General features: G+C 47.5%; 8 rRNA genes. All 8 read right to left on the bottom strand.

The annotated features are described in order from the left end of the window. Positions 1–11: 11 nt before the first annotated feature. Positions 12–2,909 (bottom strand): 23S ribosomal RNA (locus NMG63_RS05710). A 308-nt stretch (positions 2,910–3,217) separates the two neighbouring features. Further along, positions 3,218–4,756 (bottom strand): 16S ribosomal RNA (locus NMG63_RS05715). A gap of 563 nt (positions 4,757–5,319) precedes the next feature. Continuing rightward, positions 5,320–5,433: ribosomal RNA gene (gene rrf / locus NMG63_RS05720) — 5S ribosomal RNA — on the bottom strand. A 76-nt stretch (positions 5,434–5,509) separates the two neighbouring features. After that, positions 5,510–8,407, bottom strand: a 23S ribosomal RNA gene (locus NMG63_RS05725). Between the two features lie 308 nt (positions 8,408–8,715). After that, positions 8,716–10,254: ribosomal RNA gene (locus tag NMG63_RS05730) — 16S ribosomal RNA — on the bottom strand. Positions 10,255–10,778: 524 nt separating this feature from the next. Next, positions 10,779–10,892 (bottom strand): 5S ribosomal RNA (gene rrf, locus NMG63_RS05735). A 76-nt stretch (positions 10,893–10,968) separates the two neighbouring features. Beyond that, positions 10,969–13,866, bottom strand: a 23S ribosomal RNA gene (locus NMG63_RS05740). 308 nt (positions 13,867–14,174) lie between these two features. Next, positions 14,175–15,713, bottom strand: a 16S ribosomal RNA gene (locus NMG63_RS05745). Together the 16S, 23S and 5S rRNA genes form the textbook arrangement of a ribosomal RNA operon. Between the last annotated feature and the right edge of the window lie 51 nt (positions 15,714–15,764).

Below are 15,764 nucleotides of genomic sequence, written 5' to 3' on the forward strand. Positions count from 1 at the left end.
TTGTATCTTTTGTGATTAAAACCTCGACCTATTAGTATCAGTCAGCTCCACATATCACTATGCTTCCACCTCTGACCTATCAACCTGATCGTCTCTCAGGGGTCTTACTACTTACGTATGGGAAATCTCATCTTGGAGTTGGCTTCGTGCTTAGATGCTTTCAGCGCTTATCCAGTCCATACTTAGCTACCCAGCGATGCCCTTGGCAGAACAACTGGTACACCAGCGGTATGTCCATCCCGGTCCTCTCGTACTAGGGACAGCGCTCCTCAAATTTCCTACGCCCACAACAGATAGGGACCGAACTGTCTCACGACGTTCTGAACCCAGCTCGCGTACCGCTTTAATGGGCGGACAGCCCAACCCTTGGAACCTAATTCAGCTCCAGGATGCGATGAGCCGACATCGAGGTGCCAAACCTCGCCGTCGATGTGAACTCTTGGGCGAGATTAGCCTGTTATCCCCAGGGTAGCTTTTATCCGTTAAGCGACGGCCCTTCCACTCGGAACCGCCGGATCACTAAGCCCGACTTTCGTCCCTGCTCGACTTGTAGGTCTCGCAGTCAAGCACCCTTCTGCCTTTACGCTCGTCGATTGATTTCCAACCAATCTGAGGGTACCTTTGGGCGCCTCCGTTACTCTTTAGGAGGCGACCGCCCCAGTCAAACTGCCCACCTGACACTCTCCCGGTACCGGATCACGGTACGCGGTTAGAACTTCAAACATACAAGAGTGGTATCCCAATGGCGACTCCACATATACTAGCGTACATGCTTCATAGTCTCCCACCTATCCTGTACATGTAGGCTCAAAGTTCAATATCAAGCTACAGTAAAGCTCCATGGGGTCTTTCCGTCTAGTTGCGGGTAACCGGCATCTTTACCGGTACTAAGATTTCACCGAGTCTGCTGCCGAGACAGCGCCCAAATCGTTACACCTTTCGTGCGGGTCGGAACTTACCCGACAAGGAATTTCGCTACCTTAGGACCGTTATAGTTACGGCCGCCGTTCACTGGGGCTTCAGTTCAATGCTTCGAACGAATTCTAACATATTCCCTTAACCTTCCAGCACCGGGCAGGTGTCACCCCCTATACTTCGTCTTGCGACTTTGCAGAGAGCTGTGTTTTAGTTAAACAGTCGCTTGGGCCTCTTCACTGCGGCTCTTACGAGCACCCCTTCTCCCGAAGTTACGGGGTCATTTTGCCGAGTTCCTTGGCAACAGTTCTCTCGCTCACCTTAGGATTCTCTCCTTGCCTACCTGTGTCGGTTTTGGTACGGGCCAATACATAATTAACGCTAGAAACTTTTCTTGAGAGCTGGCATCAGTTACTTCGCTACTTCCTCACGGGTTCACTCCTCGTAACGCCTTTGCTTTGCATGGCGGATTTGCCTACCATACAGCTCCTTCGCTTAAACCAGCACTTCCAGTCGCTGGCATAACCTAGCCTTCTCTGTCATTCCTTCACTTATGTATCGGGTACAGGAATATCAACCTGTTGTCCATCGACTACGCTTTTCAGCCTCATCTTAGGTCCCGACTTACCCAGGGAGGACGAGCCTTCCCCTGGAAACCTTAGGCAATCGGTGTGTCAGATTCTCACTGACATCTCGCTACTCACACCGGCATTCTCACTTCTATACACTCCACTGCTCCTTACGGTACAGCTTCAACGCAGTATAGAACGCTCCCCTACCATTTATTGAAACAATAAATCCATAGTTTCGGTATCATACTTAGCCCCGGTACATTTTCGGCGCAGGGTCACTCGACTAGTGAGCTGTTACGCACTCTTTAAAGGATGGCTGCTTCTGAGCCAACCTCCTAGTTGTCTGTGCATCCCCACATCCTTTTCCACTTAGCATGAATTTTGGGACCTTAACTGATGGTCTGGGCTGTTTCCCTTTCGACTACGGACCTTATCACCCATAGTCTGACTGCCAACTACTATCCACTGGCATTCGGAGTTTGATTATATTCAGTACCCCGAGATGGGGCCATCATACATTCAGTGCTCTACCTCCAGTGGCCTTACATTGACGCTAGCCCTAAAGCTATTTCGGGGAGAACCAGCTATATCTGAGTTCGATTGGAATTTCTCCGCTAGCCACAACTCATCCGCCAGCTTTTCAACGATGGTCGGTTCGGTCCTCCATTTGGTTTCACCCAAACTTCAACCTGGTCATGGCTAGATCACTCAGTTTCGGGTCTACCACAATGTACTATATCGCCCTATTAAGACTCGCTTTCGCTTCGGCTCCGTCTCTTCAACTTAACCTCGCACATTATGAGTAACTCGCCGGTTCATTCTACAAAAGGCACGCCATCACCCATTAACGGGCTCTGACTTCTTGTAAGCATACGGTTTCAGGATCTATTTCACTCCGCTTCCGCGGTTCTTTTCACCTTTCCCTCACGGTACTGGTTCACTATCGGTCACTAAGGAGTATTTAGCCTTACCGGGTGGTCCCGGTTGATTCCGACAAGGTTTCTCGTGCCTCGCCGTACTCAGGATACCACTAGAGTATCTTACGCTTTCGTCTACAGGGTTTGCACCTTCTTTGACTGGCCTTTCAATGCCATTCGACTAGCTTCGATATCCCACGTTGTGGTCCTACTACCCCATCACGAAGATGGTTTGGGCTCTTCCCGTTTCGCTCGCCACTACTCAGGGAATCACTTTTGTTTTCTTTTCCTCTTGCTACTAAGATGTTTCAGTTCGCAAGGTTGCCTCATCATAAACTATGTATTCATTTATGTGTAATACTGCATAACCAGTATTGGGTTTCCCCATTCGGATACCCCCGGATCGTTGTGTACGTACCACTCCCCGAGGCATTTCGCTGTTAGTCGCGTCCTTCATCAGCTCTTAGTGCCTAGGCATCCACCGTACGCCCTTACATATTTAATCACATGTAATTTCGCGCCCTAATTCTTAAAATCAGGTTTTTTTTAACGCTTATCGCTTGATAAGCTGTGTGTTTGCTTTGATTGCTTACTTAATTGCTTAAGTTACTGTTTTTGTTTAACTTGATGTAAATCTAGTTTTATACAACTATTCGAAAAGATCATGTTGATAACATTTATTTCTTTGTCTATCTCTTTTTCTTTTCTGTTATTCAGTTTTCAAAGATCATTTTTCTTGAGATTCCAACGGACTCTCAAAACTAAACAGGAAACTTTAGGTGTCAACTTCACGTCTTTCTAATTACTCCTTAGAAAGGAGGTGATCCATCCCCACCTTCCGGTAGGGATACCTTGTTACGACTTAACCCCAATCATCGATCCTACCTTCGACGGCTCCCTCCTAGTAAACTAGGTTAGGCCACCGGCTTCGGGTATTACCAACTCTCATGGTTTGACGGGCGGTGTGTACAAGGCCCGAGAACGTATTCACCGCGGCATTCTGATCCGCGATTACTAGCGATTCCGACTTCATGGAGTCGAGTTGCAGACTCCAATCCGAACTGAGACGTACTTTCTGAGATTCGCTCCGCATCGCTGCTTCGCTGCCCTCTGTATACGCCATTGTAGTACGTGTGTAGCCCAGATCATAAGGGGCATGATGATTTGACGTCATCCCCACCTTCCTCCGGTTTATCACCGGCAGTCTCTTTAGAGTCCCCAACTTAATGCTGGTAACTAAAGACAAGGGTTGCGCTCGTTGCGGGACTTAACCCAACATCTCACGACACGAGCTGACGACAACCATGCACCACCTGTATCCGCCATAACTATTACACATCTCTGTGCTTTTGCGCGGTATGTCAAGACCTGGTAAGGTTCTTCGCGTTGCTTCGAATTAAACCACATACTCCACCGCTTGTGCGGGCCCCCGTCAATTCCTTTGAGTTTTACGCTTGCGCGCATACTCCCCAGGCGGGATACTTATTGCGTTAACTACAGCACTGAATTTCTCCAACACTTAGTATCCATCGTTTACGGCGTGGACTACTAGGGTATCTAATCCTATTTGCTCCCCACGCTTTCGAGCCTCAGCGTCAGTTACAGGCCAGTTAGCCGCCTTCGCCACTGGTGTTCCTCCATATATCTACGCATTTTACCGCTACACATGGAATTCCACTAACCTCTCCTGCACTCTAGTCTACCAGTTTCTATGGCATCACGGGGTTAAGCCCCGAACTTTAACCATAAACTTGATAAACCGCCTGCGCTCCCTTTACGCCCAATAATTCCGGATAACGCTTGCCACCTACGTATTACCGCGGCTGCTGGCACGTAGTTAGCCGTGGCTTTCTGGTAAGGTACCGTCATATAGAAAGCATTCCCTCTTCCTATCGTTCTTCCCTTACAACAGAGCTTTACAACCCGAAGGCCGTCTTCACTCACGCGGCGTTGCTCGGTCAGGGTTTCCCCCATTGCCGAAAATTCCCTACTGCTGCCTCCCGTAGGAGTCTGGGCCGTGTCTCAGTCCCAGTGTGGCCGGTCACCCTCTCAGGTCGGCTACGCATCATCGTCTTGGTAAGCCGTTACCTTACCAACTAACTAATGCGCCATAAGCCCATCTCGTTGTGATGTATCCCATCTTTAATTAATCTAAGATGTCTTAGATTAACGTATCCGGTATTAGCAGAAGTTTCCCTCTGTTATCCCAGGCATCGAGGCAGGTTGCTTATGTATTACTCACCCGTTCGCCACTAAGTTCCAAGGAGCAAGCTCCTCTTCACTTCGTTCGACTTGCATGTATTAGGCACGCCGCCAGCGTTCATCCTGAGCCAGGATCAAACTCTCCATTTGATTCTTTCTCTTTTTAACTCTGACGAGTTTTGTTTATTTATTTATCCGTATTTCTTTTTGAAATTGACGTTTCCTGTTTAGTTTTCAAAGACCATTTTCTGCACCCAGTTTCCCTTAGCGCTTGTATATAATACCACCCTCTTTAGCCACCGTCAACACTATTTTCACTTTATTTTGACATTTCTTCTTTTTTTAGATCTTTTCAGTTCATTCGTGATTTTCACGGTTCATATATGCCTATTTAACCTATTTTTTTGTCCTTTTTTTAGCCTATTTGAGGATTGCTTTTTGCTTGTTTTACCCTTTCCGGTCTTACAGATTGTGCTTTTATAAGCTTTATGACGATCATCATCAAAGTCCAGAATCTTTCTAAATCCTGAATTCTTGATATTCTCATCGTGTCTTGTCATTTTATACAGAGATGATTGCTTACAGTAATGATTTAATGACATAAAAAAGACACTCGAAAGTGATGATGCTTTGACAGCATAAAAAAAAGACACTCGAAAGTGATGATGCTTTAACAGCATAAAAAAAAGACACTCTAAATAGAGTGTCAAATTACCTGGCGATGAACTATCTTCACTAGCGCGTGGCTAGATATTGTCGCCGCTAAAGTGCTTAACTTCTGTGTTCGAGATGGGAACAGGTGTGACCACTTCGCTAAAATCACCAGATCATAGTGCATTAGAGAGATGAACTCTCAAAACTGAATAACAGAAATTTGATCTTTTTCGAATCGTTGTATCTTTTGTGATTAAAACCTCGACCTATTAGTATCAGTCAGCTCCACATATCACTATGCTTCCACCTCTGACCTATCAACCTGATCGTCTCTCAGGGGTCTTACTACTTACGTATGGGAAATCTCATCTTGGAGTTGGCTTCGTGCTTAGATGCTTTCAGCGCTTATCCAGTCCATACTTAGCTACCCAGCGATGCCCTTGGCAGAACAACTGGTACACCAGCGGTATGTCCATCCCGGTCCTCTCGTACTAGGGACAGCGCTCCTCAAATTTCCTACGCCCACAACAGATAGGGACCGAACTGTCTCACGACGTTCTGAACCCAGCTCGCGTACCGCTTTAATGGGCGGACAGCCCAACCCTTGGAACCTAATTCAGCTCCAGGATGCGATGAGCCGACATCGAGGTGCCAAACCTCGCCGTCGATGTGAACTCTTGGGCGAGATTAGCCTGTTATCCCCAGGGTAGCTTTTATCCGTTAAGCGACGGCCCTTCCACTCGGAACCGCCGGATCACTAAGCCCGACTTTCGTCCCTGCTCGACTTGTAGGTCTCGCAGTCAAGCACCCTTCTGCCTTTACGCTCGTCGATTGATTTCCAACCAATCTGAGGGTACCTTTGGGCGCCTCCGTTACTCTTTAGGAGGCGACCGCCCCAGTCAAACTGCCCACCTGACACTCTCCCGGTACCGGATCACGGTACGCGGTTAGAACTTCAAACATACAAGAGTGGTATCCCAATGGCGACTCCACATATACTAGCGTACATGCTTCATAGTCTCCCACCTATCCTGTACATGTAGGCTCAAAGTTCAATATCAAGCTACAGTAAAGCTCCATGGGGTCTTTCCGTCTAGTTGCGGGTAACCGGCATCTTTACCGGTACTAAGATTTCACCGAGTCTGCTGCCGAGACAGCGCCCAAATCGTTACACCTTTCGTGCGGGTCGGAACTTACCCGACAAGGAATTTCGCTACCTTAGGACCGTTATAGTTACGGCCGCCGTTCACTGGGGCTTCAGTTCAATGCTTCGAACGAATTCTAACATATTCCCTTAACCTTCCAGCACCGGGCAGGTGTCACCCCCTATACTTCGTCTTGCGACTTTGCAGAGAGCTGTGTTTTAGTTAAACAGTCGCTTGGGCCTCTTCACTGCGGCTCTTACGAGCACCCCTTCTCCCGAAGTTACGGGGTCATTTTGCCGAGTTCCTTGGCAACAGTTCTCTCGCTCACCTTAGGATTCTCTCCTTGCCTACCTGTGTCGGTTTTGGTACGGGCCAATACATAATTAACGCTAGAAACTTTTCTTGAGAGCTGGCATCAGTTACTTCGCTACTTCCTCACGGGTTCACTCCTCGTAACGCCTTTGCTTTGCATGGCGGATTTGCCTACCATACAGCTCCTTCGCTTAAACCAGCACTTCCAGTCGCTGGCATAACCTAGCCTTCTCTGTCATTCCTTCACTTATGTATCGGGTACAGGAATATCAACCTGTTGTCCATCGACTACGCTTTTCAGCCTCATCTTAGGTCCCGACTTACCCAGGGAGGACGAGCCTTCCCCTGGAAACCTTAGGCAATCGGTGTGTCAGATTCTCACTGACATCTCGCTACTCACACCGGCATTCTCACTTCTATACACTCCACTGCTCCTTACGGTACAGCTTCAACGCAGTATAGAACGCTCCCCTACCATTTATTGAAACAATAAATCCATAGTTTCGGTATCATACTTAGCCCCGGTACATTTTCGGCGCAGGGTCACTCGACTAGTGAGCTGTTACGCACTCTTTAAAGGATGGCTGCTTCTGAGCCAACCTCCTAGTTGTCTGTGCATCCCCACATCCTTTTCCACTTAGCATGAATTTTGGGACCTTAACTGATGGTCTGGGCTGTTTCCCTTTCGACTACGGACCTTATCACCCATAGTCTGACTGCCAACTACTATCCACTGGCATTCGGAGTTTGATTATATTCAGTACCCCGAGATGGGGCCATCATACATTCAGTGCTCTACCTCCAGTGGCCTTACATTGACGCTAGCCCTAAAGCTATTTCGGGGAGAACCAGCTATATCTGAGTTCGATTGGAATTTCTCCGCTAGCCACAACTCATCCGCCAGCTTTTCAACGATGGTCGGTTCGGTCCTCCATTTGGTTTCACCCAAACTTCAACCTGGTCATGGCTAGATCACTCAGTTTCGGGTCTACCACAATGTACTATATCGCCCTATTAAGACTCGCTTTCGCTTCGGCTCCGTCTCTTCAACTTAACCTCGCACATTATGAGTAACTCGCCGGTTCATTCTACAAAAGGCACGCCATCACCCATTAACGGGCTCTGACTTCTTGTAAGCATACGGTTTCAGGATCTATTTCACTCCGCTTCCGCGGTTCTTTTCACCTTTCCCTCACGGTACTGGTTCACTATCGGTCACTAAGGAGTATTTAGCCTTACCGGGTGGTCCCGGTTGATTCCGACAAGGTTTCTCGTGCCTCGCCGTACTCAGGATACCACTAGAGTATCTTACGCTTTCGTCTACAGGGTTTGCACCTTCTTTGACTGGCCTTTCAATGCCATTCGACTAGCTTCGATATCCCACGTTGTGGTCCTACTACCCCATCACGAAGATGGTTTGGGCTCTTCCCGTTTCGCTCGCCACTACTCAGGGAATCACTTTTGTTTTCTTTTCCTCTTGCTACTAAGATGTTTCAGTTCGCAAGGTTGCCTCATCATAAACTATGTATTCATTTATGTGTAATACTGCATAACCAGTATTGGGTTTCCCCATTCGGATACCCCCGGATCGTTGTGTACGTACCACTCCCCGAGGCATTTCGCTGTTAGTCGCGTCCTTCATCAGCTCTTAGTGCCTAGGCATCCACCGTACGCCCTTACATATTTAATCACATGTAATTTCGCGCCCTAATTCTTAAAATCAGGTTTTTTTTAACGCTTATCGCTTGATAAGCTGTGTGTTTGCTTTGATTGCTTACTTAATTGCTTAAGTTACTGTTTTTGTTTAACTTGATGTAAATCTAGTTTTATACAACTATTCGAAAAGATCATGTTGATAACATTTATTTCTTTGTCTATCTCTTTTTCTTTTCTGTTATTCAGTTTTCAAAGATCATTTTTCTTGAGATTCCAACGGACTCTCAAAACTAAACAGGAAACTTTAGGTGTCAACTTCACGTCTTTCTAATTACTCCTTAGAAAGGAGGTGATCCATCCCCACCTTCCGGTAGGGATACCTTGTTACGACTTAACCCCAATCATCGATCCTACCTTCGACGGCTCCCTCCTAGTAAACTAGGTTAGGCCACCGGCTTCGGGTATTACCAACTCTCATGGTTTGACGGGCGGTGTGTACAAGGCCCGAGAACGTATTCACCGCGGCATTCTGATCCGCGATTACTAGCGATTCCGACTTCATGGAGTCGAGTTGCAGACTCCAATCCGAACTGAGACGTACTTTCTGAGATTCGCTCCGCATCGCTGCTTCGCTGCCCTCTGTATACGCCATTGTAGTACGTGTGTAGCCCAGATCATAAGGGGCATGATGATTTGACGTCATCCCCACCTTCCTCCGGTTTATCACCGGCAGTCTCTTTAGAGTCCCCAACTTAATGCTGGTAACTAAAGACAAGGGTTGCGCTCGTTGCGGGACTTAACCCAACATCTCACGACACGAGCTGACGACAACCATGCACCACCTGTATCCGCCATAACTATTACACATCTCTGTGCTTTTGCGCGGTATGTCAAGACCTGGTAAGGTTCTTCGCGTTGCTTCGAATTAAACCACATACTCCACCGCTTGTGCGGGCCCCCGTCAATTCCTTTGAGTTTTACGCTTGCGCGCATACTCCCCAGGCGGGATACTTATTGCGTTAACTACAGCACTGAATTTCTCCAACACTTAGTATCCATCGTTTACGGCGTGGACTACTAGGGTATCTAATCCTATTTGCTCCCCACGCTTTCGAGCCTCAGCGTCAGTTACAGGCCAGTTAGCCGCCTTCGCCACTGGTGTTCCTCCATATATCTACGCATTTTACCGCTACACATGGAATTCCACTAACCTCTCCTGCACTCTAGTCTACCAGTTTCTATGGCATCACGGGGTTAAGCCCCGAACTTTAACCATAAACTTGATAAACCGCCTGCGCTCCCTTTACGCCCAATAATTCCGGATAACGCTTGCCACCTACGTATTACCGCGGCTGCTGGCACGTAGTTAGCCGTGGCTTTCTGGTAAGGTACCGTCATATAGAAAGCATTCCCTCTTCCTATCGTTCTTCCCTTACAACAGAGCTTTACAACCCGAAGGCCGTCTTCACTCACGCGGCGTTGCTCGGTCAGGGTTTCCCCCATTGCCGAAAATTCCCTACTGCTGCCTCCCGTAGGAGTCTGGGCCGTGTCTCAGTCCCAGTGTGGCCGGTCACCCTCTCAGGTCGGCTACGCATCATCGTCTTGGTAAGCCGTTACCTTACCAACTAACTAATGCGCCATAAGCCCATCTCGTTGTGATGTATCCCATCTTTAATTAATCTAAGATGTCTTAGATTAACGTATCCGGTATTAGCAGAAGTTTCCCTCTGTTATCCCAGGCATCGAGGCAGGTTGCTTATGTATTACTCACCCGTTCGCCACTAAGTTCCAAGGAGCAAGCTCCTCTTCACTTCGTTCGACTTGCATGTATTAGGCACGCCGCCAGCGTTCATCCTGAGCCAGGATCAAACTCTCCATTTGATTCTTTCTCTTTTTAACTCTGACGAGTTTTGTTTATTTATTTATCCGTATTTCTTTTTGAAATTGACGTTTCCTGTTTAGTTTTCAAAGACCATTTTCTGCACCCGGTTTCCCTTAGCGCTTGTATATAATACCACCCTCTTTAGCCACCGTCAACACTATTTTCACTTTATTTTGACATTTCTTCTTTTTTTAGATCTTTTCAGTTCATTCGTGATTTTCACGGTTCATATATGCCTATTTAACCTATTTTTTTGTCCTTTTTTTAGCCTATTTGAGGATTGCTTTTTGCTTGTTTTACCCTTTCCGGTCTTACAGATTGTGCTTTTATAAGCTTTATGACGATCATCATCAAGGTCCAGAATCTTTCTAAATCCTGAATTCTTGATATTCTCATCGTGTCTTGTCATTTTATTCAGAGATGATTGCTTACAGTAATGATTTAATGACATAAAAAAGACACTCGAAAGTGATGATGCTTTGACAGCATAAAAAAAAAGACACTCTAAATAGAGTGTCAAATTACCTGGTGATGAACTATCTTCACTAGCGCGTGGCTAGATATTGTCGCCGCTAAAGTGCTTAACTTCTGTGTTCGAGATGGGAACAGGTGTGACCACTTCGCTAAAATCACCAGATCATAGTGCATTAGAGAGATGAACTCTCAAAACTGAATAACAGAAATTTGATCTTTTTCGAATCGTTGTATCTTTTGTGATTAAAACCTCGACCTATTAGTATCAGTCAGCTCCACATATCACTATGCTTCCACCTCTGACCTATCAACCTGATCGTCTCTCAGGGGTCTTACTACTTACGTATGGGAAATCTCATCTTGGAGTTGGCTTCGTGCTTAGATGCTTTCAGCGCTTATCCAGTCCATACTTAGCTACCCAGCGATGCCCTTGGCAGAACAACTGGTACACCAGCGGTATGTCCATCCCGGTCCTCTCGTACTAGGGACAGCGCTCCTCAAATTTCCTACGCCCACAACAGATAGGGACCGAACTGTCTCACGACGTTCTGAACCCAGCTCGCGTACCGCTTTAATGGGCGGACAGCCCAACCCTTGGAACCTAATTCAGCTCCAGGATGCGATGAGCCGACATCGAGGTGCCAAACCTCGCCGTCGATGTGAACTCTTGGGCGAGATTAGCCTGTTATCCCCAGGGTAGCTTTTATCCGTTAAGCGACGGCCCTTCCACTCGGAACCGCCGGATCACTAAGCCCGACTTTCGTCCCTGCTCGACTTGTAGGTCTCGCAGTCAAGCACCCTTCTGCCTTTACGCTCGTCGATTGATTTCCAACCAATCTGAGGGTACCTTTGGGCGCCTCCGTTACTCTTTAGGAGGCGACCGCCCCAGTCAAACTGCCCACCTGACACTCTCCCGGTACCGGATCACGGTACGCGGTTAGAACTTCAAACATACAAGAGTGGTATCCCAATGGCGACTCCACATATACTAGCGTACATGCTTCATAGTCTCCCACCTATCCTGTACATGTAGGCTCAAAGTTCAATATCAAGCTACAGTAAAGCTCCATGGGGTCTTTCCGTCTAGTTGCGGGTAACCGGCATCTTTACCGGTACTAAGATTTCACCGAGTCTGCTGCCGAGACAGCGCCCAAATCGTTACACCTTTCGTGCGGGTCGGAACTTACCCGACAAGGAATTTCGCTACCTTAGGACCGTTATAGTTACGGCCGCCGTTCACTGGGGCTTCAGTTCAATGCTTCGAACGAATTCTAACATATTCCCTTAACCTTCCAGCACCGGGCAGGTGTCACCCCCTATACTTCGTCTTGCGACTTTGCAGAGAGCTGTGTTTTAGTTAAACAGTCGCTTGGGCCTCTTCACTGCGGCTCTTACGAGCACCCCTTCTCCCGAAGTTACGGGGTCATTTTGCCGAGTTCCTTGGCAACAGTTCTCTCGCTCACCTTAGGATTCTCTCCTTGCCTACCTGTGTCGGTTTTGGTACGGGCCAATACATAATTAACGCTAGAAACTTTTCTTGAGAGCTGGCATCAGTTACTTCGCTACTTCCTCACGGGTTCACTCCTCGTAACGCCTTTGCTTTGCATGGCGGATTTGCCTACCATACAGCTCCTTCGCTTAAACCAGCACTTCCAGTCGCTGGCATAACCTAGCCTTCTCTGTCATTCCTTCACTTATGTATCGGGTACAGGAATATCAACCTGTTGTCCATCGACTACGCTTTTCAGCCTCATCTTAGGTCCCGACTTACCCAGGGAGGACGAGCCTTCCCCTGGAAACCTTAGGCAATCGGTGTGTCAGATTCTCACTGACATCTCGCTACTCACACCGGCATTCTCACTTCTATACACTCCACTGCTCCTTACGGTACAGCTTCAACGCAGTATAGAACGCTCCCCTACCATTTATTGAAACAATAAATCCATAGTTTCGGTATCATACTTAGCCCCGGTACATTTTCGGCGCAGGGTCACTCGACTAGTGAGCTGTTACGCACTCTTTAAAGGATGGCTGCTTCTGAGCCAACCTCCTAGTTGTCTGTGCATCCCCACATCCTTTTCCACTTAGCATGAATTTTGGGACCTTAACTGATGGTCTGGGCTGTTTCCCTTTCGACTACGGACCTTATCACCCATAGTCTGACTGCCAACTACTATCCACTGGCATTCGGAGTTTGATTATATTCAGTACCCCGAGATGGGGCCATCATACATTCAGTGCTCTACCTCCAGTGGCCTTACATTGACGCTAGCCCTAAAGCTATTTCGGGGAGAACCAGCTATATCTGAGTTCGATTGGAATTTCTCCGCTAGCCACAACTCATCCGCCAGCTTTTCAACGATGGTCGGTTCGGTCCTCCATTTGGTTTCACCCAAACTTCAACCTGGTCATGGCTAGATCACTCAGTTTCGGGTCTACCACAATGTACTATATCGCCCTATTAAGACTCGCTTTCGCTTCGGCTCCGTCTCTTCAACTTAACCTCGCACATTATGAGTAACTCGCCGGTTCATTCTACAAAAGGCACGCCATCACCCATTAACGGGCTCTGACTTCTTGTAAGCATACGGTTTCAGGATCTATTTCACTCCGCTTCCGCGGTTCTTTTCACCTTTCCCTCACGGTACTGGTTCACTATCGGTCACTAAGGAGTATTTAGCCTTACCGGGTGGTCCCGGTTGATTCCGACAAGGTTTCTCGTGCCTCGCCGTACTCAGGATACCACTAGAGTATCTTACGCTTTCGTCTACAGGGTTTGCACCTTCTTTGACTGGCCTTTCAATGCCATTCGACTAGCTTCGATATCCCACGTTGTGGTCCTACTACCCCATCACGAAGATGGTTTGGGCTCTTCCCGTTTCGCTCGCCACTACTCAGGGAATCACTTTTGTTTTCTTTTCCTCTTGCTACTAAGATGTTTCAGTTCGCAAGGTTGCCTCATCATAAACTATGTATTCATTTATGTGTAATACTGCATAACCAGTATTGGGTTTCCCCATTCGGATACCCCCGGATCGTTGTGTACGTACCACTCCCCGAGGCATTTCGCTGTTAGTCGCGTCCTTCATCAGCTCTTAGTGCCTAGGCATCCACCGTACGCCCTTACATATTTAATCACATGTAATTTCGCGCCCTAATTCTTAAAATCAGGTTTTTTTTAACGCTTATCGCTTGATAAGCTGTGTGTTTGCTTTGATTGCTTACTTAATTGCTTAAGTTACTGTTTTTGTTTAACTTGATGTAAATCTAGTTTTATACAACTATTCGAAAAGATCATGTTGATAACATTTATTTCTTTGTCTATCTCTTTTTCTTTTCTGTTATTCAGTTTTCAAAGATCATTTTTCTTGAGATTCCAACGGACTCTCAAAACTAAACAGGAAACTTTAGGTGTCAACTTCACGTCTTTCTAATTACTCCTTAGAAAGGAGGTGATCCATCCCCACCTTCCGGTAGGGATACCTTGTTACGACTTAACCCCAATCATCGATCCTACCTTCGACGGCTCCCTCCTAGTAAACTAGGTTAGGCCACCGGCTTCGGGTATTACCAACTCTCATGGTTTGACGGGCGGTGTGTACAAGGCCCGAGAACGTATTCACCGCGGCATTCTGATCCGCGATTACTAGCGATTCCGACTTCATGGAGTCGAGTTGCAGACTCCAATCCGAACTGAGACGTACTTTCTGAGATTCGCTCCGCATCGCTGCTTCGCTGCCCTCTGTATACGCCATTGTAGTACGTGTGTAGCCCAGATCATAAGGGGCATGATGATTTGACGTCATCCCCACCTTCCTCCGGTTTATCACCGGCAGTCTCTTTAGAGTCCCCAACTTAATGCTGGTAACTAAAGACAAGGGTTGCGCTCGTTGCGGGACTTAACCCAACATCTCACGACACGAGCTGACGACAACCATGCACCACCTGTATCCGCCATAACTATTACACATCTCTGTGCTTTTGCGCGGTATGTCAAGACCTGGTAAGGTTCTTCGCGTTGCTTCGAATTAAACCACATACTCCACCGCTTGTGCGGGCCCCCGTCAATTCCTTTGAGTTTTACGCTTGCGCGCATACTCCCCAGGCGGGATACTTATTGCGTTAACTACAGCACTGAATTTCTCCAACACTTAGTATCCATCGTTTACGGCGTGGACTACTAGGGTATCTAATCCTATTTGCTCCCCACGCTTTCGAGCCTCAGCGTCAGTTACAGGCCAGTTAGCCGCCTTCGCCACTGGTGTTCCTCCATATATCTACGCATTTTACCGCTACACATGGAATTCCACTAACCTCTCCTGCACTCTAGTCTACCAGTTTCTATGGCATCACGGGGTTAAGCCCCGAACTTTAACCATAAACTTGATAAACCGCCTGCGCTCCCTTTACGCCCAATAATTCCGGATAACGCTTGCCACCTACGTATTACCGCGGCTGCTGGCACGTAGTTAGCCGTGGCTTTCTGGTAAGGTACCGTCATATAGAAAGCATTCCCTCTTCCTATCGTTCTTCCCTTACAACAGAGCTTTACAACCCGAAGGCCGTCTTCACTCACGCGGCGTTGCTCGGTCAGGGTTTCCCCCATTGCCGAAAATTCCCTACTGCTGCCTCCCGTAGGAGTCTGGGCCGTGTCTCAGTCCCAGTGTGGCCGGTCACCCTCTCAGGTCGGCTACGCATCATCGTCTTGGTAAGCCGTTACCTTACCAACTAACTAATGCGCCATAAGCCCATCTCGTTGTGATGTATCCCATCTTTAATTAATCTAAGATGTCTTAGATTAACGTATCCGGTATTAGCAGAAGTTTCCCTCTGTTATCCCAGGCATCGAGGCAGGTTGCTTATGTATTACTCACCCGTTCGCCACTAAGTTCCAAGGAGCAAGCTCCTCTTCACTTCGTTCGACTTGCATGTATTAGGCACGCCGCCAGCGTTCATCCTGAGCCAGGATCAAACTCTCCATTTGATTCTTTCTCTTTTTAACTCTGACGAGTTTTGTTTATTTATTTATCCGTAT

Origin of the sequence: Erysipelothrix amsterdamensis (assembly GCF_940143175.1) — a bacterium.
In the GTDB taxonomy this organism is placed as follows: domain Bacteria; phylum Bacillota_I; class Bacilli_A; order Erysipelotrichales; family Erysipelotrichaceae; genus Erysipelothrix; species Erysipelothrix amsterdamensis.